The organism is Paraburkholderia panacisoli (assembly GCF_008369935.1).
GTDB classification, from domain to species: domain Bacteria; phylum Pseudomonadota; class Gammaproteobacteria; order Burkholderiales; family Burkholderiaceae; genus Paraburkholderia; species Paraburkholderia panacisoli.
In genome coordinates this window covers 141,216-168,134 of the sequence record NZ_VTUZ01000010.1, presented here as the reverse complement: position 1 = coordinate 168,134, position 26,919 = coordinate 141,216, and the positions used below count along the sequence as shown (strand labels likewise).

Below are 26,919 nucleotides of genomic sequence, written 5' to 3'. Positions count from 1 at the left end.
GGGCCCTAGATCAAGCAGTGCGCGGATGCAGGGATTGCCGTCATGCTGCCGAAGCCCACGACACACTTCCCGACGCGCAGGCTACCCAACGTAGGCACTGACCTCGCTGCACGCCTGGCCAAAGAGCTTCACGCGAGGCGCCCACAATTGCGCCCCAGCGCCTTGCTGGCGGCCATCGAGACAATCCGGGTGCGCTTGACAGCGGCGCCTCGGCCGCCTGATACCGAACCGCGCCACCTCGCCCGCGTTTGCTGGCCGGCAAATGCCGGTGCCATGGACGAAACCGCATCCAGGCGACGCGTGTGAACCGAGGCATCGGACTGTCCCGACATCGGCAACTGCGCGGGTCGAACCTTGAACAGATCCGCCTGCAAATCGCCGGTACGGTCGTGGACGGAGGGCAGGTCGGCGGTTGGCAACACTTCTTTCAAGCTTGCCGCCGCCGCATCGACGCCAGCCTGCAGTTCACCAGCATGCTGGCGCACGGTACGGTCGACCGCGCTCTGCGCATTGGTCACCGCCAGTTCGACATCTTCCTTCACCTTGCGCAGTTCGTCGATCCGGATCTGCTGGTCTACTTCCGCCCGTACGCTATTCAGGTAACGTTGCGCGCGCCCCAGTAACGTGCCGGCGGTGCGCGCGACACGGGGAAGTCGTTCTGGACCGAGCACGACCAGTGCAACCGTGCCGATGACGGCCATTTTGGAAATGTCGATGTCAAACATGGCAATCGTCCCTCCAGTTTGTTGCGAATTCAATCACATGCACGGGTCATTGTTGCGAAACGGCAGCAGGATCCTGCACGTCGATGTGCGCGGCCGCCGGCGCCGCCTTCGCGGTGGCGTCTGCCGTAACCGATTCGATTTCCTGCATGCCTTCCTTGAAGCCCTTGATCGCTCCGCCGAGGTCCCCGCCGAGATTGCGGATCTTCTTCGTGCCGAAAACTAACGCAACGATTACCAGAACGATCAGCCAGTGGGTAATGCTAAGGCTACCCATCATCAACTCCTTTCATATGTAATGAACCTAACAGCAATTTGCTTGAGGTCGTGCTGATCGTAGTGGCATTTGCACGTAGCGTGTATCAAACGTTCTTATAGCTTCTTCAAAGAAATCTTGATTGTTCATTTGCGCCGCACGTTTCTAATATTTGCCGCACGGAGCGGATGGCGATGTCACGATTCTGCAGTGAGCCTTGCAGGTTGGGCGACGGCTCACTGCGGCACAAGCCAGGCCGGGTCCTGACCACACCTGTGTCGTACAGGAGTTCATCCTGACTACCGGGAGATCGTTCAATAGGATTACTTATGAGAGAGCAACCATGACTGACCTGAAACGTCGCAGTGTACTAGCCGGGGCGGCCGCCGGAGCTGTGGCACTCGGTGCGACTGCCGCTGCCAAGGCCGCCGAATTCGGCAATCCAGACCGTCCTTTGCAAGGAAGTATCAACTCGACGCCCGCTGCGATTTCCGAGCCCGGCCCGCAGAATCCGCAACTGCGCGACGTTTTGCCGTCGTTCAACAACCCGCCGCCGACGGACGTCGGCGGAATGCCGATTCCATGGGCATCCTTCAATGAAGCGCACAAGCGCATACAGGCGGGTGGCTGGGCACGCGAAGTAACGACGAAGGCGTTCCCGGTGTCGAAGGACATCGCGGGCGTGAACATGCGCCTCGGACCGGGCGGTGTGCGCGAACTGCACTGGCACCAGCAGGCCGAGTGGGCCATCATGGTCAGCGGCGAGGTTCGTATCACGACGATCGACACCAAGGGCCGCGCTGAAGTCGCCGATGTGCAAGCCGGCGACATCTGGTACTTCCCGCCGGGCCTGCCGCATTCGTTGCAAGGCTTGGGCAACAACGGCGGCGAGTTCGTGCTGGCCTTCGACAACGGCGCAGCGGGCGAATTCAACACGCTGATGGTCACGGACTGGATGGCGCACACGCCACCGGACATCCTGGCGCAGAACTTCGGCGTGCCGGCCGAGAAATTCAAGGAAATCCCGCTCGACCAGCTGTGGATTTACCAGGGCGCCAAGGCAGGCCCGCTTGCTGCCGACCAGGCCTACGCCGCAGCGCCGAACGGCCGCCCGGACCATCCGTTCATCTTCCGCATGGGCTCGATGGCGCCGACGTTGGCGCAGCCGGGCGGTGAAGTGCGCATCGTCGACAGCAGCAACTTCCCGGTTTCGAAGACCGTGGCGGCCGCGATGGTGACGCTCCGTCCGGGTGGTTTGCGCGAGATGCACTGGCACCCGGATGCGGATGAATGGCAGTACTTCATCCAGGGCACCGGCCGCATGACGGTGTTCAACACGGGCCCGGCCGCTCAGACGGTCGACTTCAATCCGGGCGACGTGGGCTACGTCGAGAAGAACTTGGGGCATTACATCAAGAATACCGGGAAGACCGATCTCGTTTTCCTGGAAATCTTCAAGTCGGATCACTTCTCCGAAGTGACTCTGGCGCAGTGGCTGGCGAACACGCCGCGCCAGCTGGTGCGTGAGCACCTGCGCGTCGATGACGCCACGCTCGACGTCATCCACAAGCTGAAGAACCGTCGCGACGTGCTCGCGTAAGCCCAAGCCGTCCTGCAGTAAAAATGGCGCGCCGCGTGCACGCAGGTCCGACCTGATGCGGACTCACGGCGCCCAATCCGGATTCATTGCTGTCCCGCTGTGGCTGCGGGGCAGAAGCCGTCGTCCCGTATCGACACAACGTAGCTCTTTGAAGAGGCGCCCACCATGTTGATGGCAATTAAACGCACTGCCAGCTACGCTTTGTCCGGGGAATCAACGGCCGACACCGTCACGGCGATGCGTGATGTCCTCGAGAACAAACGCCGTGGCGTCCGTGCGCTGCTGCCGTTCGCCGGCCCCGGGGTGATCGCCTCGGTCGGCTACATGGACCCGGGCAACTTCGCGACCAACATCCAGGCGGGCTCGACCTACGGTTATGAGCTGCTTTGGGTGGTGCTGCTGTCGAGCCTCGTGGCGATGCTGTTTCAGGCGATGTCAGCCAAGCTCGGGATCGTGACCGGCCGTAGTCTCGCGGAACTATGTCGCGACGAGTTTCCGCGTCCGCTCGTGATCGCCATGTGGATCGGCTCGGAGATCGCCGCGATGGCGACCGATCTGGCGGAGTTCATGGGCGCGGCGATGGGCATCTCACTGCTGTTTCATGTGGCGATCGGGTGGGGACTGCTGATGACCGGCGCCATCACTATCGGCATTCTGTCGCTCGATAAAAAGGGCTTCCGTCCGCTCGAAATCGTAATTGCCGCGCTCATCACCGTCATCGGTCTGAGCTATCTATGCGAACTCGTGATCGCACCACCGAACTGGCACGCCGCTATCTTTCACACCTTCGTGCCGCATCTGCATGGCAGCGAGGCACTAATGCTCGCGGTGGGCATCATCGGCGCGACCATCATGCCGCACACGATTTATCTGCACTCAGGTCTGACGCAGAACCGCGTACCGGCGCGCAACAACGAGCAGCGCCGCAAGCTGGTGCGGTTTTCGAACCGTGAAGTGGTGATCGCACTGGGCTTTGCCGGCTTCGTGAACCTGGCGATGGTGGCCATGTCCGCTTCCGTGTTCAGCAAGAAGGCGCCTGGCATTTCCGACTTCACGGTGGCGTATCACACGCTCACGCCTGTTCTTGGCGCCGGAGCGGCAGCACTGTTCCTCGTTTCACTGCTGGCTTCGGGTATCTCGAGCTCGGTGGTGGGAACGATGGCCGGTCAAAACATCATGCAGGGCTTTGTCGGGTTCAAGACGCCGGTGCTGGCACGACGCCTCATCACGATGGTGCCGGCCGTCATCGTCTGCATGACGTGCAATCCAATGAGCGCAATGGTGGATAGCCAGATCGTGCTCAGCATCATCCTGCCGGTCCCGCTCATCGCGCTCGTGGTGCTGTCGTCGCGGCACTCAGTGATGGGTCGATTCACTGCGTGCCGGAAGCTGATCGGCACGGCCGTCGTCGCCACTGGCGTGATTGTGGCCCTGAACGTGATGCTCATCTGGCAGTCGGTCGTCTCGTAACAACGCGCGAGTGCGAAGCGCGACTTCGTGGCTGGCGCTACTGACGGCAGTCGTCCTTGTTTCCAGAGCAGCGTGGTGAGGCCGCTGAAGATCCATGCCCGTATGTACACTCTCGATTCTCGTGAAATCTTCAAGTCGTGTGCCGCCCTCGGTAAGAAGAAACTGCCGGAAGTCGCGAGCCGCCGGCGGCAGGGGGCGGTCCGCGCGATGGGCCACGCACCAGTGGCGTTTAAGCGGAAAGCCCTGCACGTCGAGCACCTTGAGCAAGCCGGCGCGCACTTCGGACTGAACCGCTTGTGTTGATAGAAAGCTGATTCCCATGCCGGCCATGACCGACTGCTTGATCGCTTCTTCGCAGCCGATTTCCATAAAACGCGGAGTCGATTCGTGATTGCGGAATGCGTCGTTGGCGGCGTTGCGGGTGTCAGTACCGCTCTCACGGACGAGCAGGCATTCGAGCGCGATACGCGCATATGGGATGTCGGATTCATATGCAAGCGAATGCGTCGGCGCCGCCACCAGTACGAAGGGATTAGGTGCAAACGGCTCGGCTACGATGGCAGGGCCATCCGGCGCGTGCACCATCACGGCGAGGTCGATCTCGTCGGTTCGCAGCAAGACGATGAGTTGATCGCGGCTGCGCACCGTCATGTCGAGATCGACCCCGGTGTTGCGCTGCATGAACGAGTTGATCAGATGCGGAAAGAAGTAGCTGCCCGAGGTAATCAATCCGACTCGAAGACGCTGGATGCCACCTGTCATGAGGTCCGCCAGTGATTGCTCGGCGGTCTTCAGATCCGCAAGAATCACCCGGCAGTGACGCAGAATCAGCTTGCCTGCTTCGGTCAGCGAGATCCGCTTGCCGGTGTGGCGAAACAGCGGCAAGCCAGTCTGATCCTCCATCTGCTTGATCTGCATCGATACGGCCGGCTGAGTCAGGTGAAGGTCCTCAGCTGCGCGGGAAAAACTCAAGTTGCGCGCCACACTCTCGAAAGTCTTGAGTTGTCGAATCGTTATATTTCTCATGTGAGACCGTGCGTCTCCTTTCAGGAACGTAAAAACGCCCGCGAGAAGAATCTGGGGCTCCACGGCAGTTTATCCGCAGAGCGCGACACAATGTCGCAACAGTGAATTGATTTTGGCGCCACAATCTTATTGAATTCCTATCTCTCAGAAGTGGACTGAACGTCAGGCCCGATTCGCCTGGATAGAAGTACGTTGGAGTCAGCGCCAATTCGGCGAAAGAAATTTGGATCGTAAGGATGGCTGACAAAGAGATAGGGCTCAGGCTTCGAGTGATTCTTGTCAGCAGGCTCGCAGGTACTCGCGGCAAGCAGAATTTGCCGCAAGTGCGCAAGGCGCTTGGTCGGCGAGCTGATTGTCATCGTCCCCTGTCGATGCGCTACTTGCTAGCGCTGCGTAACGAGATGAGGAGCACGAGAAAATGAGCAGATCGCGTCGGACCGCGATGTTGTCGCGGCGACGAGACTCATCAGAGCCCGTATCGAGACTACAGGCAATGGCCGGCCGAGTAGTCCGTAAAGACTTGATTGACGACATGCATCGACTATCCCGGTGAGCATGGTGCGGAGACTTGAGCGATCTCACGCGCTAAACGGCTACGCCTGGGATGTGAACCCTGCTGGTCAGGACGCGGCGGCGACGCACTGCAGATTTCTGGCGACGGCAGGGAGGTGAGAAGTAGCGCGCCTGGCCAGCCAGGCGCGTTGAAGACTCAGGCGCGATTAGTTCGTGCGGGCGCGGTTGGCCGCAGCCGGAATACGTGCATTCGAAGGATGGCCAATACCGCCTTCCTGGAGCCAGTAGCCAAGGCCCAAGAAAATCCCACCGCCGGCGAGGTTGCCCAGGGTGACGAAGATTTCGTTGTGTACGGCACCGGCGAATGTGATGTTGGCCGGGTGCTCGCTGATCAGCGCGAGCGCGAATACGAACATGTTCGCGACGCTGTGCTCGAAGCCGCTTGCAACGAACGCGAACACGGGCCAGAAGATCAACCCGAGCTTCGCCCCGTCACTATTGGTCCGGGCTGCCATCCAGATCGCCAGGCACACGAGCCAGTTGCACAGGAGGCCCTTCGCGAACAGCTGGAGCCCCGGGGCGGCCATCTTCGCTTCGACCACCTTGAAGAATACCTCCGAACCGTCAGTCAGCAGCACGCCACCGCCGGCCGCGTGCAGAATCGCCGCGAGCAACACTGCGCCGATCAGATTGCCGATCCAGCACACCACCCACACTAGAACCATGCCGCCGACCGCGGTCTCTCCGCGGAGTACCGCAAACGGCATATACATCGCCGTACCGGTAAACAGATCGGAACCAGCGAACACAACGATCGTCAGCGCGCAGGCGAATACCGCGCCCATGATCAAGTGCACATATGCCGGATCGACATGCGAGCCGACCGAAAACATAAGTATGTCGCCAAAGCCGATGTAGGCGCCGGCCATCGCCGCGCCAATCAGAAAGGCAAGCGGCGAGCGCACGATAGCCGACGCTTTGTGCGCGCCGATCTTCGCGAATTTATCGATGCTATCTGCGTACATCACTGCTCCACATATTTAGGTCACTTCCGGATCGAGGAGGTATCCGGACTACCTCCCTTTGGTCCTATCACAAGTCAATTCAATGCCTCAGGCAAGACCTGATCAATGTCCGGAGAGCTTCACGCTCGCCGGGTACGCCATTCTCGGCCGTTCACGCTGACGGCCAGGTGACGCTGTGATTACAAGCGCGTCATCTTGACGCAAGCGCTGGTCGGCCCGATGGTCATTTCGTTCTTGCCCTGTGCCGGTTCGCCGGTCGCCGAATGAAGGTTCTGTCATGAAACGGCTTGGTGCCACGCGATGCATATGACCAAAATGTAATCTCCCGGTCAGTGCGGGGATAAAGTGGGGTTGTGCACAATCGTTATCCGACATTCGAATTGTCGAATCCACTCGCCGACCCGGCGGACCCATTTCACTCGTCTCTAACCAAGCTTTGTTGCGCTCGTCCCATTCACTCGTTTTAGCCAGCTGATCATGCGTATTCTTCTTGCCGAATCGGTCGAGCGTGATGCGAGGCGACTGTCGTCGATTCTGCGTGCGCAAGGCTATGCCGTCGACCGCGTCAAGAACGATCGCGAGGCACAAATCGCACTCACCACCGCGCGATATGCGCTGGTTGTCCTGAACTTGATGTTGCCTCGCGGATCGAGTCTCGATCTTCTTGTCTGGCTTCGTCGCATCAATCGTGTGGTGCCGGTCTTCACCTTCAAAGAAAGTGACGGCCCCGCCGATGGTGTACGCGCCCTAGAGGCCGGCGCCGACGATCATCTGAACAAGCCCTTCGACTCGCGCGAACTGATCGCTCGATGTCGCGCGTTAGTACGTCGCTCGCAGGGGCGCAGTACGGATCAGATCCGGCACCGCGGACTGCTTATCGACACGGCGTCGCGAGCCGTCATATGCGCAGGGGTACCGGTCTCGATATCGGGACGCGAGTGGGCAATCCTGCTTCAGCTGATTGCCTATCGCGGCATACCTCAGTCGTTGTCGACGCTCGAAGATTGCATCTATGGGTGGAAAGAGGAAGTAGAGAGCAATGCGATTCAGGTTCATATTTCGAACCTTCGCAAGAAGCTCGGCGCGGATATTATCGAAACGGTGCGGAGGGTCGGATATGTTATCAGGCACGAGTAGGGGAGAAGTGACGTCCAATCTGCAATCGAATGTGATCGCGCGGCTACTCGAGACACGCAACCGCGGTCGCCAATCAATGTTTCAACTTTCCGGATTTATTGCGAGCAAACTCATGAAGAATCGCTTTCGCCTGCTCGTCGCCACCGGCCTTTGCATGGCATCGACTGCATTCGCGGCACCACCTGCCACCACGCCACTCACGCCTGTTTCCACCACTGCGTTGCCCAACGTGACCGGCGGCGACTTCGATCATTTCGCAGTCGATCTGTCCCGCTCGCGTCTTTACGTGTCGGCCGAGACGTACGGCTCGATCGAAGTGTTTGGTCTGCCCGATGGCGTGCACATCTCGAGTATCAGGACGGTTGCGAAAGCGCCGCACAAGATTCTGCTGGCAAATGGAGGCAAGGAACTGCTGATAGCCGATGCAGGCGACGCGGACGTCAAGGTAGTCGACACGACGCACTTCAAGGTCGGGAAAATCATCGCACTCGCCCCACAACCCGACTCCGGTATTGCGGACCGTAAGAGCGGCATCTTTTATATCGGCAATGGTGGTGCGCAGTCACATCAGGATCATGCCTACATCAGTCTGATTTCGCTTAAAAGCCATTCGGTGATGGGCCGGATCGACGTGCCCGCCGGCCAACTGAAAGCCATGGTCATCGATCCGGCGACGCACCGCCTGTTCGTGAACATGCGCGACAAAAACGAAGTCGGCGTGATCGATTTGCGCACGCGCAAATTGACGGCCACCTGGCACGTTCCCGGACCGAGCCGAAATTCGGCCATGGCCTTCGACCCGAAGAGCGAGCGCCTGTTTATCGGTTCGCGCGATCCCGGCAAGCTGTTCGTGATGAGTGCGCGCGACGGCTCGATCATCCAGTCGCTCGACATCGTCAACACGTCGGACGACATGACTGTCGACGCGGTCCATCGTCACCTGTACATCACAGGCTCTACCGGACTGGATGTCGTCGACCCTGTCGGGCCGGATCAATACGCAGTCAAGCAGCATCGCGACACGCTAGGCGGCAAGACCTCGGTCTACATTCCGTCGCTCCAACGGCTCTATGTCGTTCATACGAAGGGCCCCGACGCGGCGATGGCGGGACTGCAGGTGTTCAGTGTGCGCTGAAGCGCGCTTCGACTAATTTGAGTGCATGGACGCCGACTTCGGCTCGCATGAATTCAAAAAAAGATACCTGAAGGCGACTCGAAAAAGAATAAGTGAACCGTATTCCATTCCCAATAAGATCTTGGGAATACCTCAAATAGGTCTAAACGAGGAAAATGACAATGCTGTAATCGGCCGGACGGCTTTGGGTAACGATGTAGCCGCTATGCTGAGAACTAGCCTCCCGCGGTCAGGCGCGCGTGTAGCGATGCGGGTCCAACCCCCGCGTGGAGCTCGACGTCAGCAGATGGAGTGCCCACCTATGTTTTCTCGTCCCCCCACGCCGCGGTATTGCGCCCGAAGCCTGTCAGCCGGTGCGCGCCGGAGAACACGATGAACCAGTTGGCGTCGATACGCATCTTCGCCAAAGTCGCGGAATGCCTGAATTTTGCCGAAGCCGCCAAGCAGTTGGGCATTTCCAATTCGGTGGTCACGCGCAGTCTCGCGACGCTCGAGGAACACCTGGGCGTTCGGCTGGTCAACCGGACTACGCGACGCGTATCGTTGACAGGGACGGGCCAACTTTATTGGAAGCGCTGCGTCGAGTTGCTCAGGCAGCTCAACGACATGGACGAATATATCGCCTCCGCAGTGGGGCAGCCTGCGGGTTCGTTGCGGATCGCGGCGTCGTCGCTGTACGCGACGACGGATCTGCCGGAAGTGCTGGCTGCATATCGCGCCCAGGAATCCCGCATGAGTTTCGACCTGACCGTGTTCGACAATATGAGCGACGTCGCGGTCAGCGAGTTCGATGTCTGTTTTAGTACGGAACGTCGCCTGCGTGATTCATCGATGGTGTGCCGGCCGCTCGCGCAAACACGTGACGTAATTGTTGCCAGTCCTGACTATCTGGCGCGTTGCCCGGCGCCGCGAGCACCTGGCGAACTGGCCTCGCACGACGTGCTCGTCGCGTCGGATGCGCCGAGTCGTTACTGGGAGTTTCGCGACACCCACGGCACACAACGCGTCGTCGTGCAGCCGATCATGAACATACAGAGTCCTCAAGTCGTCAAGCGGGCGGTGCAGGCGGGACTGGGCATCGCGCGCTTATCACGTTCGTTCGTGCGGGCCGAACTGGCCAACGGCAGCTTGCGTACGTTACTTGACGACGCGACACTATGCGGCGACGAACGTACTGTGTGGCTGCTGTATTCCGGGCAACCGTACATGGCGGTTGCGTTGCGCAGCTTCGTCGATTTCGTTGTGGAGCGTTATCGTCAGAAGCCGCCGGAAAGCAAGGCACAAAAAGTGGAGTGCGTCGGCCCGGCACAACACCGGTCGAGCAATACTGAATTGCTGTCGGACGAGATTTTGTAGGTCCTAAAGTGCGAACACCTGACGTCGGCTGCGCCTCCGTGTTGCATGATTAGCACGAGCGAAGCAGCGGCGCGGTGTTCTCACCCACAAGGATCCGCATTCATGAAAAAACTCCTGATTGCCGCCGCCAATACGGTGCTTGGCTGTTCGCTTGCCCCTATCAGCGCGATGGCACAAAGCAGCGTCACGTTATACGGCCTGATCGACGAAGGTCTGAATTACACCAGCAATACCGGCGGCCATTCGAACATACAGATGGAAAGCGGCTTTGCGCAAGGCAGCCGCTGGGGCCTGAAAGGCTCGGAGGATCTGGGCGGCGGCACCAAGGCTATCTTCCAGTTGGAAAACGGATTCGACGTCAACTCGGGCAAGCTCGGGCAAGGTGGGCGGATGTTCGGACGTCAGGCCTACGCCGGCTTGAGCTCGGCGCAATTCGGCACGCTGACGATGGGTCGCCAATACGACTCCGTCGTCGACTTCCTCGCACCGCTCACCGCGAACGGCAACTGGGCCGGCTATCTGATGTCGCATCCCTACGATAACGACAACACCGACAATTCGTTCCGCTTGAACAACAGCGTGAAGTACACGAGCAATACGTATGGAGGCTTTACGTTCGGCGGTCTGTATGGCTTCAGCAACCAGGCAGGTGGCTTCGCGAACAATCGGTCTTACAGCCTTGGCGCGCAATACGTGGGTAGCGCGGTGACGGTGGCCGCGGCTTATATGCAGATCAACAATCCGGGCGGCACGACGGGCGGTTCGCTCGCAACCGACGACACCAACTTTTTCGCCGGCCGTCAGCAAGTCTGGGGCGCGGGCATCAACTACACGATCGGACCGGCGTTGCTCGGCTTTGTGTATAGCCATACGAGCCTGAATGACGCGACCGGTTCGGTATACGTTGGCAACTTCGCGAACACCGCGAGTAGCCTTAAGTTCGACAACTTCGAGCTGAACGCCAAGTATCAGTTCACGAAGGCCGCGTATGTCGGTGCGATGTACAACTACACGATCGCCCATTTCGACAGCAGTGCGGGCAATTCAAAGCCGAAATACCAGCAGTTCGGTTTGATGGCGGACTACAACCTGTCGGGACGCACTGACGTCTATGTGCAGGGCATGTACCAGCATGCATCGGGTGGCGGCACAGTATCGGCGCCGTTGAATACCGCGTTTATAACGGGCGCGGATGCTCCGTCGTCGAGCGCCAATCAGTTCCTCACACGCGTGGGCATCCGGCACACGTTCTAAGCGCTCGCGCTTTGCGGTTATCGGGCACGGTGTGCCCGATAACCTGGCGTTACGCATTGCTTTGCTGGATCAGTTCGACACCGATTCTGAATCGAGGACACACCGAAACCCCGCATACACATACTGATAATGCGGCTGAAACCAGTTCCGGAAAGCAAGTCGCAGCATGCACTCCGCGGTGCGCGCCGAACCGCCTTTGAGCACGTAATGTTGCCCATCGAAAAAATTGGCCGAATAGCCGGGATAAAACGGAAACGCTTCGAAGCCGGGCAACGCGTCGAATAGCGTCGAGGTCCACTCCCACCCATTGCCGAACTGGCCTTCCACGCCGAACCCGCTGACGTTGTCTGGATACGCGTCGACTGGCTTCGGGTCCCAACTGCGGAAATCGAAATTGCCCGACGCGGCGTGCGGTACGCCGTGTGCCGCACGTTGCCATTGCGCCTCGGTGGGTAAGGCCTTGCCGGCCCAGCGTGCATACGCACTGGCTTCGGCATGACTCACGTAGGCGGGCCAGTCGGGCGGCAGCGGCACTTCATCGAACATCGTACGCAGCAGCCAGGCGTGATCCGCGTTTGCCGCGCTGCCTGCCGCTGCGTCGCGCCGCGACCAGCAGGCCGGATGCTCGATTTGCTCGGCCTCTTTCCACGCCCAGTCCTTTTCCGACCACCACTTCGGCTCACGGTAGCCGCCGGCCTCGATGAACTCGCGAAACGCGCCGTTCGTCACCATGTAGCGATCAATCTTGAACGCGGGCACATCGATACGCATTTCGCCGAATTCGTTGTCCCAGCCGAAATGCCCCGCATCGCGCGACATGCCGAGCACGGTCGCGCCGGCCGGCACGCTGACCATCGACGACAACGCGTCCCGGCGTTCGGGCCGTGTCACCACGTCCTCGCGCAACTCGGTGACCTTCTGTGCAAGCGGTAACTGATGGAGCATGTACGCGAGCGTTTCAGCATGCATCAGCCGATGCTCGATCGCGACGTTCAGCAACTGCCCGGCACCGCCGGCCTGTGCGCCGTCGCGGCGAAGCTGCGCGGCGTCCGCCAAACCATGGAGCGCGCGGTCGATCTGCGCGCGCGCACGCGACGCGTATTCGCGTATGGTGTCGAGCGACGGCCAGTCGCCAGGTTGATCGGTCGGAAAGCCGCCGTCGACGGGGTCGATGCCAAACGCAAACAACTGGTCGAGTTCCGGACTGAACGCCGGCAACTCGCACACCCGTTGATCGAACAGATTGCGATCGAACGCTTCCAGATGGCCGATGTAAAACACGATCCGGTGACGTTCGCGGATCGGCCGCTCGTACAGAAATTCGGGTTTGACGATCGCAAACAGAGCGTCAGTGACCTGGCGCGCGTCGATCAGACGCTGCACGAGCGGGTGATGTGGGGCGGGGTCGCGATTCATTTCGCTGGGTCTCCTTGCGGGCGACGGACTAAAAGACTGTACCCGCTCGCAGGAGCCATGCCAAGACACAAGCGCGTCGGCAGAAGATGGGCGGGGGCACGGCGGGCGCCGGCCAACCCCGGCAGGCGGCTCAGACCTGCCGCAGCCCCGGCAGATCGACGATCCGGATGTGCTTGCCTTGTGTGTCGATCAGGCCGCGTTTTTGAAATCTTGACAGGGTGCGGCTGACGGTTTCGAGCGTCATGCCGAGGTAGCTGCCCATGTCCTCGCGCGTCATGCGCAGATTGAATTCCGCCGAAGAGTAGCCGCGCTGCGCGTTGCGCTCCGACACATCCAGCAGAAACGCGGCGACCCGTTCGTCCGCGGACAGCGATCCGAGCATCATCATCTGCGCGGCCTCACGGACGATCTGGGAGCCGAGCAGTTTATGCATGCGCTCCTGCATCGAGCTGATTTCGCGGCACAGCCGCTTGAGCGCGCTGTAGGGGACGATGCAGACGGTGCTGTCTTCGAGGGCGACCGCGCTGCACGCATGCACGTCCTCGCTGATGCCGTCGAGGCCGAGCGCTTCACCGGCGAGGCGCAGTCCGGTCACCTGCTCGCGGCCGTCGCGGTGCGCCATCACGGTTTTCATCGAGCCGGAGCGCACGGCGTAAATGCTGTCGAAACGGTCGCCGCTGCGATACAGCGCTTCGCCGCGCTGAACTGAGCGCGCCGAGCAGATGAGCGTTTCCAGTTTCGAGAGTTCATCGGGCGACAGGCCTTGCGGCATGCAGAGCTGCCGCATCGAACAACTCGAGCAGCGCGCCGTAGTGCGCGCGGTTGCCCGCACCGGGGCCGCGCGGCGGCCGCCGCGCGCCGAGGGCAAACTTGCGGCGGAATTGTCAGTGCCGGTGGAGCGCGTAACAGCGGAAGGATTGAGCATGTTCTGCGGGCGAATGTCGGAATATTGGCGGATTGTCCCACCCGCCACACCCGGCGCTCGGCGACAAAGTGACGCGTTGTGCCGGCCAGGGATCTTGAGCGATGTCGTGCGCTCGCGGGTGAATCGGGTTACGGACTACTATGCATCTCTTGAATGGCGGTGCAGTGCGCACTGCCGCTCGACATGGCGAATGACGGGCGCAAATCGACAGGTGCAAATCGAGCCGCCGCCGGATCAGGCCGGTTCCTTGTCCTGACCTGCGGCAGATGGAATCAGCAGCACGGGTAGGCTCGCCTGGCGCACGCAGCGCTCGGCGACGCTGCCGAGAATCAGCCGCTGGAAACCGCGTCGACCGTGCGTGCCCATGACCAGCAGGTCGGCATTGAATTCGGCGGCGGCCTGCAGCACGATCTCCGACACGTCGCCGAGCGACGATGCCTCGCTCACCGCGGGGTCTCCCTGCACGCCTTGTTCGGCCATGGTCTTGGCGAATTCCGCGCGCAGTTCCTTGCCTTCTTCGATCAGACGGTTGCGCAGTATGGACGGGTCATAGCCTGGCGCTTCGAAGTACATCGGCGTGTTCTCGACGACGTACAAAGGCCGCAGAACAGCGCCGCTGGATTTGGCGAGATCGAGCGCTGCTTCGAATGCACGGCGGGATGTATTGCTGCCGTCGACCGCTACAAGGATGCGTGTGTACATATCGGCTCCGCGTCTGAAAAATCAGTATGCCGCAGCCGTTCATCACGGCGAGGCTCATTGATCTTTTATACCAACGAAGCTTAGATGATTGCCGAAAAAGATGCACTCGACCAGGATGTAAATCAAATACTTGTCAAATTTTCGACGGCGGCGCTTCGGCGCCGAGGCCTGCTAGGGCGGGCGCCGGCGCCGAAGCGTCAATCGGAACGCACAATCGCAAACGAGTGCCAGGCGAGGTTGGCCTTACAATCGAGCCATATTCAGACAAGCTGCTTCAGCCCCGCTGATGACCGAGCGCAAAACCACGGGCCTGCCCGAGAAGATCTACGGCGACATCCTCAATCGCATTCTTGAAGGCGAGTACAAGGAAGGTGAGCGCTTGCCGACCGAACACGCGCTGGCCGAACGCTTCGCGACCTCTCGGCCGACTGTGCGCGAAGCGTTGGCGCGCCTGCGGGCGGACGGCATCATCACGACGCGGCACGGCTCGGGCACCACGGTCGCGCGGCGGCCCGATCCGGACGTGCGCCGCTTTGCGCCACTGGAAACGCTGTCCGATATCCGCCGTTGCTATGAGTTTCGCATCATCACCGAGGCCGGCGCGGCCGGGCAGGCGGCGCTCAAAGCCGACTCCGACGACATCGCCGCGATTCAGCATGCCTGGGATGAACTGGAGCGCGTCATCGAAACGCGGGGCATCGGCGCGCAAGACGATTTCATGTTCCACCTGGCGGTGGCGCGCGCGTCGAAGAACCCGTTTTTCATCACGGTCATGTCGTTCATCGAGGAACAGATCCTGTTCAGCATGAACCTGTCGCGCAATCTGTCGCTCGTCAAGACGGTGGAGCGGCAGCGACTCGTACAGGCCGAGCATATGGCGGTGCTCGACGCGATTCGCCGCAAGGACGCCGAAGGCGCTGCAACGGCGATGCGCGCGCACCTCGAGAATGCGCTGGAGCGGATGTTCGGTTCCTGAGTTTTCGCGCATCGGTTCAACCGGGTCATCGGAAAGCCGCCACTGCGTCTGCGGGCTAGGCCGCGACCGCGATCGGCCCGAACAGGGCCGTGAGCGTCTTGGGACTCACCGCGACATTCAGCGCGACCGCCCGCTCCACGCCGATCTGCACCGGCGCCCCGAGCCGGCTAATGTCAATGCCGGTTCTGCGCAGCAGCCGTTCGATTGGCGTGGTGGTCACGGTGACGTAGCGCGTGATGCCCATCCGCTGCGCGAATTTCATGACTTCCTGGATGACCTGAATCGTCAGGTCCGTGAAACCGAACGACTGTTCTTCGCCTCCGGTTTCGATGGCAAACCGGCTCAACTCCCAGATCTCCCGCCCGACCGGCGCCTGCTCACCGTGCAGCAGCTGGGGGAAGGTATCCTTCAGCATATTGGGGCCTTCGGTCGGCATCAGACGCCAACAGCCGCGTAACTGTCCGTCATCCCCGTGAATCAGCATGTAGTGCGGCCCGAGGGCGTCGTATCCGTCAATTTCCATGCCCGCGATGGTCGGGATGTCCCACCCAAGCCGCCCGTGAAACACCCGAGCCCGCAGGCGGTACATCTCGTTGATGTCCGCGTTGTCAAATTCCTGCCGCATTCCGATCCGGATGGCTGTTTGCATGGCGTTCTCCTGAACGTGTTGGGATACCAATACGCTGGAAAACTTATGCATTTTGAATTGTTCCGCCACCTACCTACCTGGATAGGTGTGGATGCTTATCGGGTATCGCAGAATTCGAGACACGTATCCGCACTCAACCGACAGGGCATCCAAATGGAACTTCTCGAAAATCACTGGCAACCGCAAACCGGTCTTCAGGCGCGTCCGGCGGAGGTTTCTTCGGCGGTGGATCGTGTACTGATCATTGCTTACCGCAAGAAGAAAAAAGAGAGCCAGCGCCGCTTCTGGGCACGTTTTGGGGTTACGCAGTCGCGCGGCAGCCGGTTTGAATCGGGTGCCGAGATCCCGGCGCCGGTGTCGATCCTGCTGGGCCTGTACTTCACCAAGACCGTTTCCGACGCCGATCTGGGCCGCGCCGAGCGGGTGCTGTACAGCCGCGACGCCGCTGCGCTGCTCAACCCGGGTCAATAAGCCCGAGTTGCGCCGCAATCACGGCGGCCGCACGCCGCGAATTCACACCGAACTTCGTCCTGATGTTTTTCATATGGAAGTTCACCACGGCTTCCGAACAGTTCAGGATATGGGATATCTCCCAGGTGGATTTGCCGCGTGCGGTCCATTTGAGGCACTCGCGTTCGCGCGGCGTGAGCTTGGGCAATAAGGTCTGAGCGTGCGTCTCCAGATGGCGCTGGCTGGTATCGATCACCAGGTCGCGCAATAACACCAGATTCGGCAGCGCCGCGTTCACATGGCGCTGGAATTCGTCGCTCGAACTGCTGTCATTGACGAAGCACAGCATGCCGGCTTCCTGGTTCGGACCATGAATCGGTACCGTTACCCCGGCGCGCAACCCGTATGAGCAGGCTTCCTCGTACATGGCTTGCTGCGCGGTGGTCGCGAAAATTCCCGGCGACCAGATCAGCGGTGCCGCGCGCGTCATGCAATGCGCGACGGTCGGGTCGATATGAGCCAGCCCCTCTTTGTCGTACCTCTGGCGCCATGCGGCCGCGTAGGTGCTGCGTATGTATGCATCTTCCAGGCGCATGGTCGGGCGCGGCAACATGGCGACCAAAAGCCTGTCGAAGCCCCATGTCTCGGCGAGACTTGCGATCGCACCGAACCACTGCGCCTCGTCGGCGGCATCCATCAGCGGTGCCATCTGCTCGATAAAATGTAGCGACAATTTCTTAACTCTCTCGGGCTCGCAACCATCCCGTTGCGGTTAATTGCGGCACGGCATGGGGTGCCGCTGCTTTTATGTTCACAATCTAACACTAAATTTATTTCACAGCGCCGGGCGGCGCTTCCGTATAAGAGCACCGGGGCGGGGGTTCCACGAGCAAATCAATACGTCGCTATTCGAATCCGCTTTTTAGCCCGATTAAGTTCGCGGATCATGAAATTGTAATTCTCTTGTGGCAGTCATTTAGAAGCGTGCCAGTGGCAACATTATTATCGATCAATTTTAATTAACCGTTATGCCGATTGTCGGACACTACCGCGCTAATTGGCCAGATCGCCCGCGGCTGCCCACAATGTGACGACTTTCGGCGCTGCGCTTAGGGTCTATTGTCGTACAGAACAACCGCTCCACAGGTCGCTATCTTCGCGAATTTCGGTGGCCCATCCGCTACGCCGGTCGTGATCCAAGTTGTTTGACAACATCGCGAGGCCGATGCTACCGTGAACGCCCCATCCCGCGCGAGGCTTGAGGCGACATGAACGAATCCCCGCTCCACAGTGGCGAGTTCGCCGCGTCGGTCATGGCGGTGCCGCCGTTGGCGCGACGCGCCGACCATACGCTCGACCCCGCCGAAAATCTCGCGCTAATCCGCCATATTGAAACCGGCGGCGTGCGCACGCTGCTCTACGGCGGCAATGCGAACCTCTATCACATTGCGGTCAGCGAATACGGCGATTTGCTGGACCTGCTGGCCGACGCCGCGGGCCCCGACACGCGCGTGATCCCGGCCATCGGCCCCGACTACGGGAAAATGCTCGATCAGGCGCGCATCCTCGCGCAAACCCGCTATCGGACGGCCATGGTGCTGCCGCTCGGCGGCTTCACGACTTCCGAGGGCGTCGAGGCGGGGCTCACGCGCATCGCCGACACGGCGGGCATGCCGCTGACGCTGTACATCAAGAGCGAAAGCTACGTGGATGTGGACGCGCTTGCGCGGTTGATCGAGCGAGGCACGCTGCTCGCCGTCAAATATGCGATCGTGCGCGACAACCCCGCGGACGATCCCTATCTGCGCCGGCTTCTGCAGCACGTGCCGGCCGGCCAGCTCGTGTCGGGCATGGGCGAGCGGCCGGCGCTCGTGCATCTGCGCGAGTTCGGCCTTGCGGCATGGACCACGGGCTCGGGCTGCATCGCGCCGCGCATGGTAATGGCCTTGCTGCAAGCGGCCAAAAGTGGCGATCGCGAGACCGCGCAACGTCTGTACGACGCGTTCATGCCGCTTGAGACCCTGCGCGACGAAATCTCGCTGATCCGCGTACTGCACGACGCGGTCAGCTTCACGCAGATCGCCGACATGGGCCCGCTATTACCGCTGCTCAGTTCGACGCCGCCCGAACATCATGCGAAGATCGGCCAGGCCGCGCGAGCGCTGCTCGTGCAGGAGCGCGAGTTCGCACACACCAACGCGTAAGTTTCCCAACCCAAAACACAGGGCACAAGGCACCAGCATGACCGACAACAGCCGACGCTATCCCGACCCCTCGATCCGCACATTCGATCCGCGCTTCAAGTCGCTGATCCTCGCCTCCGCTTCCGTCGAGTGTCTGTATCAGGGCACACGCTGGTCGGAAGGGCCGGTCTGGTTTGGCGACGGCCGCTATCTGCTGTGGAGCGACATCCCCAACGACCGCATTCTGCGCTGGGACGAACCGAGCGGCACGGTCAGCGTGTTCCGGCAGTCATCGAACAATGCGAACGGCCATACGCGCGACCGCCAGGGCCGCCTCGTCAGTTGCGAGCACCTCACGCGCCGCGTAACGCGCACCGAATACGACGGCTCGATCACCGTGCTCGCCGACGGTTATCACGGCAAGCGTTTCAATTCGCCGAACGACGTGATCGTGAAATCGGACGGCTCGATCTGGTTCACCGATCCCACCTTCGGTATCGACGGTTTCTATGAAGGCGAGCGGCAGGAGTCGGAACTGCCGCCGTGCGTGTATCGCATCGACGGGCAATCGGGCGAAGTGTCGGTGGTCGCCGACGGCGTGCTCGGCCCGAACGGCCTTGCGTTTTCGCCGGACGAGTCGGTGTTGTACATCGTCGAATCGCGCGGCGAGCCGCGCAAGATTCGCGCGTTCGATGTCGTCGGCAATGGCGCCACCCTGTCGAACAACCGCGTGCTGATCGACGCGGGCCCGGGCACGCCGGACGGCTTTCGCGTCGACGTGCACGGCAACTTGTGGTGCGGCTGGGGCATGGGCACCGACGAACTCGACGGCGTGCGCGTGTTCAGCGCGCAAGGCGAGCCACTTGGCCACATCGCATTGCCGGAGCGCTGCGCGAACGTGTGCTTCGGCGGACGCCACCGCAACCGGCTGTTCATGGCGGCGAGCCACGGCCTGTATTCGCTATACGTGAACACGCAGGGCATGCAGGGCGGCTGATCGTAAGCGTCGGCACCACGCGTTCGCAGCTTGCCTGACAACGCGTGAGGCGGACTCGGCAGAGGCTCCGGGTTTGCCCTTGGATACAGCGCATAAACCGTTGCACGACAAGGTTTCCCCGCAAAAAGCGGGCGATTCTTCGACCCGTATGCCGTCGAGAGTATTTGCTTGACATCGGCTGTTCCGCTTCGCTATGTTCCGTTGGGTAGACAGACACCGCCCGCAGCGCATCTGACAGGCGGACTTCCATACCAAGAAGCGAGGAGACGCAATGACTGTTTCACGCAGGTTGTCGCTCAAGCTGGTGTCAGTATGTCTCGCGGCAAGCGCCGCATTCGCATCCGCCGCGCACGCGGCCGATCCAGTCACCATCAATATCGTCGACGTGGCCGGCGATCTGCAACTCACGCAAAAGGGCTTCGAGGCCTTCAAGGCGAAGTATCCGAACCTCGTCGCCAATCTCACCTTCACGAACGCACCCGCTCCGCAGTTGCCCGGCAAGATCAAGGCGATGCAGGGCGCGGGCCGCTCCGACATCGACCTCGTGCTGACCGGCACGGACGCGCTGGCTGCCGGCATCGAACAGAATCTGTGGATCAAGCTGCTGCCCGACAACGCGGCGCAGTTCCCCGGCGTGCTCGACAATTACGCGCCGGGTCCGCGCAAGATGCAGGATCTCGCGCAAGGCTACGGTCTCGAAGTCGCGTATATGCCGGCCGGTCCGCTGCTCGAATTCAATCCCGCCAAGGTCAGCGATCCGCCCAAAACGCCCGAGCAGCTGTTGCAATGGTGCAAGGCGCATCCGGATAAGCTGATCTACGCAAGGCCGGCGAACTCCGGTCCGGGCCGCACGTTCCTGATGGGCCTGCCCTATGTGCTCGGCGACAAGGATCCACAGGACCCGATTCACGGCTGGGACAAGACGTGGGCCTTCCTGAAGCAGTTGAACGATTGCATTCCTTATTATCCTGGCGGCACGTCGGCGGTGATGAAGGAACTCGGCGAGGGCACGCGCGACATGACCGTGACGGTGACGGGCTGGGACATCAATCCACGAGCGCTCGGCATCGTCCCGGCCGAATTCCGCGTGCAGGCATTCGACAACATGACGTGGGTGAACGACGCGCACTTCATGGTGATTCCGAAGGGTGTGCCGAAGGAAAAGCTCGACGTGCTCTACAAGATGATGAACTTCATGCTCGAACCGGCGCAGCAGGCCATGACCTATGACGACGGCTATTTCTATCCCGGCCCGGCGATCAAGGGCGTGAGCGTCGAGCAGGCGCCCGCGCACAGCCAGGACGTGCTGAAGAAGTACGGCCGCCCGGAATACGCGAAGCTGCTGGCCGATCGACCGCATGCGTTGCCGTTGAATGCGTCCGCGATGGTCGCGGCTTTCAAGAAGTGGGACACCGAGGTCGGCGCACAGAAGACCAAATAGCCCGCGCATCAGCCATGCATGCCGTCGCGATTCACGCGTGACACGTCGACAGGGCGCCAGCCACGTCGACGCGTCGCGCGTATCAGGAAACCGCCATGAAGCATCACTTTGAACAGTTGCGGCTCGATTCGGTGAGCCGCAGTTTCACGAATGCGCAAGGCCATGCGATCGCGGCGCTGCAGGAACTCGATCTGACGATCCAGCGCGGCGAGTTCATCGCGTTGCTTGGGCCTTCCGGTTGCGGCAAATCGACGGCGCTCAATTGCATCGCTGGCTTGCAACCGCTGAGCGGCGGCGGCATCTGGCTCGACGACAAACGCATCGACGTGCTGCCGCCGGAAAAGCGCGGCTTCGGCATGGTGTTTCAGAACTACGCGCTGTTTCCGCATATGAGCGTGCTCGATAACGTCGGCTTCGGCCTGAAGATGCGCGGCGTCGGCAAAAGCGAAGCAAAGCGGCGCGTGCTCGAAGCGTTGCAACTCGTGCAACTGGTCGGTCATGAGCACAAGCTGCCCGGCCAGTTGTCCGGCGGTCAGCAACAGCGCGTGGCGATCGCGCGCGCGATCGTGATCGAGCCGCCGCTGATTCTGATGGACGAACCGCTATCCAATCTCGACACCAAGCTGCGCATCGAAATGCGCGCGGAAATTCGCCGCATCCATAGCCAGCTCGAACGCGCGACGCTCTACGTGACGCACGATCAGGACGAAGCGTTGTCGATGGCGGACCGCATCGTCGTGATGAGAGAGGGCGTGGTGCAGCAGGTCGCGTCGCCCAAAGAGGTCTACACGCGGCCGCGCAATCTGCATGTCGCGCGATTCATGGGTTATCGGAACGTAGCCGAATTCACGCTCGAAGGCACCGAAGGCGAAGGCGTGGCGGTGAGCGCGAACGGCGTGCGTCTGATCGGCACGCCGATGGCGGGTTTTAACAGCAAACGGGTGAGCGTCGCGCTGCGTCCCGAGGACATGGAGCGCACCGTGCCAGGCGCGGACAACGCGTTCGACGCGCTGGTGGACGCCGTCGAATACGGCGGCCACGATTCGCTGCTGCGCGTGCAGACCGCCTTCGGCAGCGTGTGGGCGCGCAGCGTCGGCGAATTCACGCAGGGCGAGCGCATCAGTCTGCGCGTGCCGCCGTCGCGCGTGCTCGTCTACGACGCCGAGGCCGCATGAACACGCCCGCGCTGTCGCCGCCCGGTTCCCCGCCGCTCGTGCCGCGCGACGCCAAGGCGTGGCTGGTCGCACCGGCGCTGCTGTTCATCGCCGCGACCTTCATCTATCCGTTTGCGTACGGTCTCGCGCTGTCGTTCCGGCCGATGAACGGCGGCGGCCTGTGGGCCAATTATCTGACGTTCTTCACCGACACGTCGATGTGGCCGACGATTCTCGTCACCCTGAAGCTCGCGGTGCCCGCGACGCTGATCAACGTCGGCGTGTCGGTGCCGGTGGCGTTCGCGCTGCGCCGCTATTCGCGCTATCAGAAGATCGTCACGACGCTGCTGGTGATTCCGGTGACGCTCGGGACGGTGCTGATCGCCGACGGCATGCTGACCTACTTCGGCCCCAACGGCTGGTTTCCGCAAGCCTTGCAGGGCTTGCATCTGTACACGCGCGAAGTGCGCCTCACGCATAACTTCTGGGGCGTGCTGATCTCGCTGATCGTGTCGGGCTTTCCGTTCGCGTTTCTGCTGACGCTGTCGTACGTGACCGGCATCGACCCGACGCTCGCGAGCGCGGCGGCGACGCTCGGCGCGAGTCCGTGGCAGCAGTTTCGCCGCATCTATTTGCCGCTGCTGGTGCCGGGGCTGACGATGGCCGCGTGCCTGTCGTTCGTGCAGGCGTTCTCGGTGTTTCCATCGGCGGTGCTGCTCGGCGCGCCCGCCGGTCCGACGCGCGTAATGTCGATCGCCGCGGCCGAAGCCGCGTTCGAAAGCTATGACTATTCGCTCGCCTCCGCGATCGCGATGGTGATGGGCTTCGTGCAATTGCTGGTGGTGGCCGCGCTGTTGGGCGCGCGCCGCTTCTTCTACAGCGGTCCGGCAACGGGAGGCAAAGGCTGATGACGAGCGAGCATCGTGCGGCGCAGCCCGCGTGGTCCGCGGCCGCGTCGAAAGATCAGGGCGACGGCGCGCGCGAACCCGTCAAGCGCGAGACGCAGCGCGCCGGTTTGCCGGGCCGCGTGTGGCGGGTGCTGGTATGGGCCGTGATGGTGTTCTTCCTGCTCAACGTGGTGCTGCTGATTGCCACCGTCGCGGTCAATTCGGTAGCGACGCGCTGGTTCGGCACCTTGCTGCCGCAAGGCTTCACGCTGCACTGGTATGCGCAGGCGTGGAGCGATTTCCAGCTCGCGAGCGTGCTGTGGGTGACCGTCGAAGTGGTCGGCGCGGTCGTGCTGCTGTCGGTGCTGCTCGGCGTGCCGGCGGCGTATGCGCTCGCACGCGTGCAATTTCGCGGCAAGCGCATGGCGATGCTGATCTTCCTGCTGCCGTTGATGGTGCCGCCCGTCACCTACGGTATTCCGATGGCGACCGTCATGTACAAGGTTGGCCTCGCGGGCACGCTGAGCGGCGTGATCGTCGCGAATCTGGTGCCCGCGTTGCCGTTCGTGATCCTCGTGATGACGCCGTTCATCGAGCAGATCGACCCCAATCTCGAAGCGGCCGCCCGCATTTTCGGCGCCAACACGTTCCGCTATTTCCGCTATGTGCTGCTGCCCCTGCTGGTGCCCGGCATGCTCGCGGCCGGACTGCTGGTGCTGGTGCGCACCATCGGCATGTTCGAACTGACTTTCTTCACGGCGGGGCCCGCTACGCAAACGCTGGTGGTCGCGTTGTACTACGCTGTATTTTCAACCGGCGTGCGCGCTCCGCAATCGATCGATGCGATGGCGATGATCTACATGGCGATCACGCTGATCTGGGTGCTGATCGCGCTGCAATTCGTGAGCCCGACGCAGATCGTGTCGCGCGTGAAGGAGCAGAAGCGCTGACGCACGTCCGACGACATCCGTGGAGCCGACGTTGACGAAGAGAAAGACCCCCGAGGAGTTGCGCAGCCACCGCTGGTACGGTCTGAACGATCTGCGCTCGTTCGGCCACCGCTCGCGCACCGCGCAGATGGGCTACAACCGTGAGGAGTATGCGGGCAAGCCGGTCATCGCGATTCTCAACACGTGGAGCGAGATCAACGCGTGCCACACGCATTTCAAGCAACGCGTCGAAGAGGTGAAGCGCGGCATCTGGCAAGCCGGCGGCTTTCCGGTCGAACTGCCGGTGCAGACGCTCTCCGAGCCGTTCCAGAAGCCCACCACGATGCTGTACCGCAATTTCCTCGCGATGGAAGCCGAGGAGACGCTGCGCTCCTATCCCGCCGACGGCGTCGTGCTGATGGGCGGTTGCGACAAGACCACGCCCGCGCTGCTGATGGGCGCGATCTCGATGGATCTGCCGGCGATCTTCCTGCCCGCCGGTCCGATGCTGCGCGGCAACTGGAACGGCGTGTTGCTCGGCTCCGGCTCGGACGCGTGGAAGTACTGGGCCGAACTGCGCGCGCAGACGATCACGCAGGAGGACTGGCAAGGCATCGAGGGCGGCATCGCGCGCTCGCCGGGGCACTGCATGACGATGGGCACCGCGTCGACCATGACGAGCGCGGCCGAAGCGCTCGGCTTCACGCTGCCCGGCTTCGCATCGATTCCCGCTGCGGATTCGCGTCATGCGCAGATGGCGGTGAAGACCGGCATGCGCATCGTCGACATGGTGTGGGAGGATCTGAAGCCGTCGGACCTGCTCACCGCCGGCTCGGTCGACAACGCCGTGACCACGTGCCTCGCGCTGTCCGGCTCGACCAACGCGATCGTGCACATGATCGCCCTCGCGCGCCGCGCGGGCATCGAGTTGACGCTCGATCGCTATGACGACATCTCGCGCCGCACGCCGGTATTGGCGAACGTGCGGCCGACCGGCGCGTATCTGATGGAGGACTTTTTCTATGCGGGCGGTTTGCGGGCGCTGCTCGCCGAACTGGGCGAGCTGATCGACCGTTCGCAGAAAACCGTCAATGGCCGCACGCTCGGCGAGAACCTCGAAGGCGCGCAGATTTTCAACGACGAAGTGATTCGCCGCCTCGACAAACCGCTGTTGCCGAACAGCGGGCTCGCGGTGCTGCGCGGCAATATCGCGCCCGATGGCGCGGTGATCAAACCCGGCGCCGCCGAGCCGCATCTGCTCGTGCATACCGGTCGCGCGGTCGTGTTCCAGGACTACACCGACATGGCCGCACGCATCGACGACGAAGCGCTCGACATCGACGAGACCTGCGTGATCGTGCTTCAGCATGCCGGGCCGGTGGGCGCGCCGGGCATGCCCGAATGGGGGCAATTACCGATACCGCGCAAGCTGCTGCGAAAGGGTGTGCGCGATATGGTGCGAATCTCGGATGCACGGATGAGCGGCACGAGTTACGGCGCGTGCGTGTTGCACATCGCGCCGGAGTCGTTTGTCGGCGGGCCGTTCGCGCTGGTACAAAGCGGCGACATGATCGAGCTGGACGTGCCGCGCCGCAGGCTCAACCTGCTGGTGTCGGACGAGCAGCTCGCGCGCCGCAAGGCCGCGTGGGTCAGGCCGGCGCCGCGCTTCACGCGCGGCTACGGCGCGATGCATCAGGTGCATGTGATGCAGGCGAATCAGGGCTGCGACTTCGATTTTCTGCAGCGTGGCGGTGCGCATGCCGGCCCGGATGCGGACAAGCCAGGCGAGCCGGAGATTCACTGAGCGACGTTCGCCGCACGGGAGGCAACGGGTTCGTCGAAGGCCGTCGTGAGGCACAGCCGGCGTCACAGAGCGGCGCTATAGCGCGAGAGAGGGGCGCGATGCGGCGAGACCGCAGCGCGCGTTTCCCGCGTGATTCCATCAGGCCGTCATCAATACCCCACGCGATACACCCGGCCCGTCTGCGCGCCTTCCACGCTGCGCAAATAAGCGAGCGCCGCGCGTTGCGCCGTCACTGGCTCGAAGCCGCGGAAGTAGGGCGCATAAGCGTCCATCGCTTCGGTGAGCACCGTCGGACTCACCACGTTAATGCGGATCCCGCGCGGCAACTCGATCGCCGCGCCGCGCACGAAACCTTCGAGCGCCATGTTGACCGTGGTCGCGCTCGCGCCGAGGCGAATCGGCTCGTCGGCGATGATTCCGCTCGTCAGCGTGAACGAACCGCCGTCGTTCACGTATTGCTGTGCGGACAGCACCACGTTGATCTGGCCCATCAGCTTGTCGCGCAGACCGACCCAGAACTGTTCGATGCTCATCTCCGGCAGCGGCCCGAAATGCACCTTGCCGGTTGCGGTGACGACGCCGTCCACTTTGCCGATCTCGCCGAAGAGCCGCTCGACGCTCGCCGGATCCGTGATATCGGCGCGATACTGCCCGCGCGTCATGCCCACTTCGATCACTTCATGGCGCGCCCGCAACTCCGCGCTGACTGCCTGGCCCAGCGTGCCGTTGGCGCCGATCACGACGATTTTTTTCATCCGATGCTCCGTTGAGTGCGATGGGGATGCGACCTGCTTTCGACCTGCTTGCAACCGATTGTGCCGGTGTTCGTCCGTGCGAAAAAGCCCCGCCGCGCCAAGGGGATTCTGCAACCCGAGTTTCCAACGCGGAGAAACAAAGCAAGGTGCGCACCAT

The 26,919-nt window shown here is 61.8% G+C and carries 25 protein-coding genes and 1 pseudogene; 15 read left to right on the top strand and 11 right to left on the bottom strand.

Annotated elements, in window-relative coordinates; translation table 11 throughout:
- Positions 1-128 precede the first annotated feature (128 nt).
- Both tatB and tatA read right to left on the bottom strand, forming a co-directional pair.
- Positions 129-725 (bottom strand): Sec-independent protein translocase protein TatB, encoded by a 597-nt coding sequence (gene tatB, locus FVF58_RS17190; protein WP_149671071.1) that lies wholly within the window; start codon positions 723-725, stop codon positions 129-131.
- A 46-nt stretch (positions 726-771) separates the two neighbouring features.
- Positions 772-999 carry a Sec-independent protein translocase subunit TatA gene (gene tatA / locus FVF58_RS17185; protein WP_149671070.1) on the bottom strand — a complete coding sequence of 76 codons (228 nt, stop codon included), beginning with the start codon at positions 997-999 and terminating at the stop codon, positions 772-774.
- Positions 1,000-1,321: 322 nt separating this feature from the next.
- On the opposite strand from tatA, the gene FVF58_RS17180 reads away from it, so the two are divergent.
- Both FVF58_RS17180 and FVF58_RS17175 read left to right on the top strand, forming a co-directional pair.
- The gene (locus FVF58_RS17180; RefSeq protein ID WP_149671069.1) at positions 1,322-2,578 is read left to right on the top strand and encodes a cupin domain-containing protein; all 1,257 of its coding nucleotides are present in this window, start codon (positions 1,322-1,324) and stop codon (positions 2,576-2,578) included.
- Between the two features lie 165 nt (positions 2,579-2,743).
- Positions 2,744-4,048: an Nramp family divalent metal transporter gene (locus tag FVF58_RS17175; RefSeq protein WP_149671068.1), complete on the top strand. Its 1,305-nt coding sequence runs from the start codon at positions 2,744-2,746 to the stop codon at positions 4,046-4,048.
- On the opposite strand, the gene FVF58_RS17170 is transcribed toward FVF58_RS17175, so the two are convergent.
- The 3 genes and pseudogenes from FVF58_RS17170 to FVF58_RS17165 all read right to left on the bottom strand — a co-directional run bounded on the left by FVF58_RS17170 (position 3,935) and on the right by FVF58_RS17165 (position 6,612).
- Positions 3,935-4,858 (bottom strand): LysR substrate-binding domain-containing protein, encoded by a 924-nt coding sequence (locus FVF58_RS17170; RefSeq protein ID WP_246217097.1) that lies wholly within the window; start codon positions 4,856-4,858, stop codon positions 3,935-3,937. The genes FVF58_RS17175 and FVF58_RS17170 overlap by 114 nt on opposite strands.
- Positions 4,859-4,939: 81 nt before the next feature.
- Positions 4,940-5,074 (bottom strand): annotated as a pseudogene (locus tag FVF58_RS52765) (LysR family transcriptional regulator); the annotation flags it as partial.
- A 719-nt stretch (positions 5,075-5,793) separates the two neighbouring features.
- The gene (locus FVF58_RS17165) at positions 5,794-6,612 is read right to left on the bottom strand and encodes a formate/nitrite transporter family protein (RefSeq protein WP_149671066.1); all 819 of its coding nucleotides are present in this window, start codon (positions 6,610-6,612) and stop codon (positions 5,794-5,796) included.
- A gap of 477 nt (positions 6,613-7,089) precedes the next feature.
- On the opposite strand from FVF58_RS17165, the gene FVF58_RS17160 reads away from it, so the two are divergent.
- From FVF58_RS17160 to FVF58_RS17145, 4 genes are all read left to right on the top strand, one after another.
- Positions 7,090-7,749: a winged helix-turn-helix domain-containing protein gene (locus FVF58_RS17160; RefSeq protein WP_149671065.1), complete on the top strand. Its 660-nt coding sequence runs from the start codon at positions 7,090-7,092 to the stop codon at positions 7,747-7,749.
- Positions 7,750-7,861: 112 nt separating this feature from the next.
- Positions 7,862-8,884: a YncE family protein gene (locus FVF58_RS17155; protein ID WP_149671064.1), complete on the top strand. Its 1,023-nt coding sequence runs from the start codon at positions 7,862-7,864 to the stop codon at positions 8,882-8,884.
- Between the two features lie 372 nt (positions 8,885-9,256).
- Positions 9,257-10,240, top strand: a complete 984-nt coding sequence (locus FVF58_RS17150; RefSeq protein WP_149671063.1) for a LysR family transcriptional regulator — start codon at positions 9,257-9,259, stop codon at positions 10,238-10,240.
- 102 nt (positions 10,241-10,342) lie between these two features.
- Positions 10,343-11,494 carry a porin gene (locus FVF58_RS17145; protein ID WP_149671062.1) on the top strand — a complete coding sequence of 384 codons (1,152 nt, stop codon included), beginning with the start codon at positions 10,343-10,345 and terminating at the stop codon, positions 11,492-11,494.
- Between the two features lie 69 nt (positions 11,495-11,563).
- Here FVF58_RS17145 and FVF58_RS17140 read toward each other — a convergent pair whose 3' ends face one another.
- The 3 genes from FVF58_RS17140 to FVF58_RS17130 form a co-directional block, all read right to left on the bottom strand.
- Positions 11,564-12,910: an SUMF1/EgtB/PvdO family nonheme iron enzyme gene (locus tag FVF58_RS17140; protein ID WP_149671061.1), complete on the bottom strand. Its 1,347-nt coding sequence runs from the start codon at positions 12,908-12,910 to the stop codon at positions 11,564-11,566.
- 130 nt (positions 12,911-13,040) lie between these two features.
- Positions 13,041-13,835 (bottom strand): fumarate/nitrate reduction transcriptional regulator Fnr, encoded by a 795-nt coding sequence (gene fnr, locus FVF58_RS17135; RefSeq protein ID WP_149671060.1) that lies wholly within the window; start codon positions 13,833-13,835, stop codon positions 13,041-13,043.
- A 234-nt stretch (positions 13,836-14,069) separates the two neighbouring features.
- Positions 14,070-14,537, bottom strand: coding sequence for a universal stress protein (locus FVF58_RS17130; RefSeq protein ID WP_149671059.1), 468 nt, complete (start codon positions 14,535-14,537; stop codon positions 14,070-14,072).
- A 286-nt stretch (positions 14,538-14,823) separates the two neighbouring features.
- On the opposite strand from FVF58_RS17130, the gene FVF58_RS17125 reads away from it, so the two are divergent.
- On the top strand, positions 14,824-15,513 hold the full coding sequence (locus tag FVF58_RS17125) for a FadR/GntR family transcriptional regulator (protein WP_149671058.1): 690 nt from the start codon (positions 14,824-14,826) through the stop codon (positions 15,511-15,513).
- A 55-nt stretch (positions 15,514-15,568) separates the two neighbouring features.
- Here the strand turns inward: FVF58_RS17125 and FVF58_RS17120 are convergent, their stop codons facing one another.
- Complete coding sequence (locus FVF58_RS17120) at positions 15,569-16,162, bottom strand: acyl-homoserine-lactone synthase (RefSeq protein WP_149671057.1); 594 nt, start codon at positions 16,160-16,162, stop codon at positions 15,569-15,571.
- A gap of 153 nt (positions 16,163-16,315) precedes the next feature.
- Here FVF58_RS17120 and FVF58_RS17115 point away from each other — a divergent pair, with 153 nt between their 5' ends.
- The gene (locus FVF58_RS17115) at positions 16,316-16,633 is read left to right on the top strand and encodes a helix-turn-helix domain-containing protein (protein ID WP_149671056.1); all 318 of its coding nucleotides are present in this window, start codon (positions 16,316-16,318) and stop codon (positions 16,631-16,633) included.
- Here the strand turns inward: FVF58_RS17115 and FVF58_RS17110 are convergent.
- A complete protein-coding gene (locus tag FVF58_RS17110) occupies positions 16,617-17,321 on the bottom strand; it encodes a helix-turn-helix transcriptional regulator (protein ID WP_149671166.1) in 705 nt (234 codons plus the stop codon). The two genes, FVF58_RS17115 and FVF58_RS17110, sit on opposite strands and share 17 nt — an antisense overlap.
- A gap of 559 nt (positions 17,322-17,880) precedes the next feature.
- Here FVF58_RS17110 and FVF58_RS17105 point away from each other — a divergent pair.
- The 7 genes from FVF58_RS17105 to araD all read left to right on the top strand — a co-directional run bounded on the left by FVF58_RS17105 (position 17,881) and on the right by araD (position 26,007).
- Complete coding sequence (locus FVF58_RS17105; RefSeq protein WP_149671055.1) at positions 17,881-18,816, top strand: dihydrodipicolinate synthase family protein; 936 nt, start codon at positions 17,881-17,883, stop codon at positions 18,814-18,816.
- A gap of 37 nt (positions 18,817-18,853) precedes the next feature.
- Entirely contained in the window at positions 18,854-19,792 is a 939-nt protein-coding gene (locus tag FVF58_RS17100) for an SMP-30/gluconolactonase/LRE family protein (protein ID WP_149671054.1), read from the top strand.
- 271 nt (positions 19,793-20,063) lie between these two features.
- Positions 20,064-21,233, top strand: a complete 1,170-nt coding sequence (locus tag FVF58_RS17095) for an extracellular solute-binding protein (protein ID WP_149671053.1) — start codon at positions 20,064-20,066, stop codon at positions 21,231-21,233.
- A 95-nt stretch (positions 21,234-21,328) separates the two neighbouring features.
- Positions 21,329-22,408, top strand: coding sequence for an ABC transporter ATP-binding protein (locus tag FVF58_RS17090; protein WP_149671052.1), 1,080 nt, complete (start codon positions 21,329-21,331; stop codon positions 22,406-22,408).
- Positions 22,405-23,295, top strand: coding sequence for an ABC transporter permease (locus FVF58_RS17085; RefSeq protein ID WP_149671051.1), 891 nt, complete (start codon positions 22,405-22,407; stop codon positions 23,293-23,295). Before FVF58_RS17090 ends, FVF58_RS17085 begins: the two co-directional genes overlap by 4 nt.
- A complete protein-coding gene (locus FVF58_RS17080; protein ID WP_149671050.1) occupies positions 23,295-24,224 on the top strand; it encodes an ABC transporter permease in 930 nt (309 codons plus the stop codon). Before FVF58_RS17085 ends, FVF58_RS17080 begins: the two co-directional genes overlap by 1 nt.
- 31 nt (positions 24,225-24,255) lie before the next feature.
- A complete protein-coding gene (gene araD / locus FVF58_RS17075; RefSeq protein ID WP_149671049.1) occupies positions 24,256-26,007 on the top strand; it encodes an L-arabinonate dehydratase in 1,752 nt (583 codons plus the stop codon).
- A 149-nt stretch (positions 26,008-26,156) separates the two neighbouring features.
- Here the strand turns inward: araD and FVF58_RS17070 are convergent, their stop codons facing one another.
- A complete protein-coding gene (locus FVF58_RS17070; protein WP_149671048.1) occupies positions 26,157-26,762 on the bottom strand; it encodes a short chain dehydrogenase in 606 nt (201 codons plus the stop codon).
- Positions 26,763-26,919: the final 157 nt, after the last annotated feature.

Coding starts and splice junctions, on each gene's coding strand:
- FVF58_RS17115 (WP_149671056.1), top strand. CDS start 16,316: ATGGAACTTCTCGAAAATCACTGGCAACCGCAAACCGGTCTTCAGGCG.
- FVF58_RS17165 (WP_149671066.1), bottom strand. CDS start 6,612: ATGTACGCAGATAGCATCGATAAATTCGCGAAGATCGGCGCGCACAAA.
- fnr (WP_149671060.1), bottom strand. CDS start 13,835: ATGCTCAATCCTTCCGCTGTTACGCGCTCCACCGGCACTGACAATTCC.
- FVF58_RS17110 (WP_149671166.1), bottom strand. CDS start 17,321: ATGGCACCGCTGATGGATGCCGCCGACGAGGCGCAGTGGTTCGGTGCG.
- FVF58_RS17120 (WP_149671057.1), bottom strand. CDS start 16,162: ATGCAAACAGCCATCCGGATCGGAATGCGGCAGGAATTTGACAACGCG.
- FVF58_RS17085 (WP_149671051.1), top strand. CDS start 22,405: ATGAACACGCCCGCGCTGTCGCCGCCCGGTTCCCCGCCGCTCGTGCCG.
- FVF58_RS17100 (WP_149671054.1), top strand. CDS start 18,854: ATGACCGACAACAGCCGACGCTATCCCGACCCCTCGATCCGCACATTC.
- FVF58_RS17095 (WP_149671053.1), top strand. CDS start 20,064: ATGACTGTTTCACGCAGGTTGTCGCTCAAGCTGGTGTCAGTATGTCTC.
- FVF58_RS17180 (WP_149671069.1), top strand. CDS start 1,322: ATGACTGACCTGAAACGTCGCAGTGTACTAGCCGGGGCGGCCGCCGGA.
- tatA (WP_149671070.1), bottom strand. CDS start 999: ATGGGTAGCCTTAGCATTACCCACTGGCTGATCGTTCTGGTAATCGTT.
- FVF58_RS17160 (WP_149671065.1), top strand. CDS start 7,090: ATGCGTATTCTTCTTGCCGAATCGGTCGAGCGTGATGCGAGGCGACTG.
- FVF58_RS17175 (WP_149671068.1), top strand. CDS start 2,744: ATGTTGATGGCAATTAAACGCACTGCCAGCTACGCTTTGTCCGGGGAA.
- FVF58_RS17140 (WP_149671061.1), bottom strand. CDS start 12,910: ATGAATCGCGACCCCGCCCCACATCACCCGCTCGTGCAGCGTCTGATC.
- FVF58_RS17130 (WP_149671059.1), bottom strand. CDS start 14,537: ATGTACACACGCATCCTTGTAGCGGTCGACGGCAGCAATACATCCCGC.
- FVF58_RS17080 (WP_149671050.1), top strand. CDS start 23,295: ATGACGAGCGAGCATCGTGCGGCGCAGCCCGCGTGGTCCGCGGCCGCG.
- FVF58_RS17125 (WP_149671058.1), top strand. CDS start 14,824: ATGACCGAGCGCAAAACCACGGGCCTGCCCGAGAAGATCTACGGCGAC.
- FVF58_RS17145 (WP_149671062.1), top strand. CDS start 10,343: ATGAAAAAACTCCTGATTGCCGCCGCCAATACGGTGCTTGGCTGTTCG.
- FVF58_RS17070 (WP_149671048.1), bottom strand. CDS start 26,762: ATGAAAAAAATCGTCGTGATCGGCGCCAACGGCACGCTGGGCCAGGCA.
- FVF58_RS17150 (WP_149671063.1), top strand. CDS start 9,257: ATGAACCAGTTGGCGTCGATACGCATCTTCGCCAAAGTCGCGGAATGC.
- FVF58_RS17090 (WP_149671052.1), top strand. CDS start 21,329: ATGAAGCATCACTTTGAACAGTTGCGGCTCGATTCGGTGAGCCGCAGT.
- FVF58_RS17105 (WP_149671055.1), top strand. CDS start 17,881: ATGAACGAATCCCCGCTCCACAGTGGCGAGTTCGCCGCGTCGGTCATG.
- tatB (WP_149671071.1), bottom strand. CDS start 725: ATGTTTGACATCGACATTTCCAAAATGGCCGTCATCGGCACGGTTGCA.
- FVF58_RS17155 (WP_149671064.1), top strand. CDS start 7,862: ATGAAGAATCGCTTTCGCCTGCTCGTCGCCACCGGCCTTTGCATGGCA.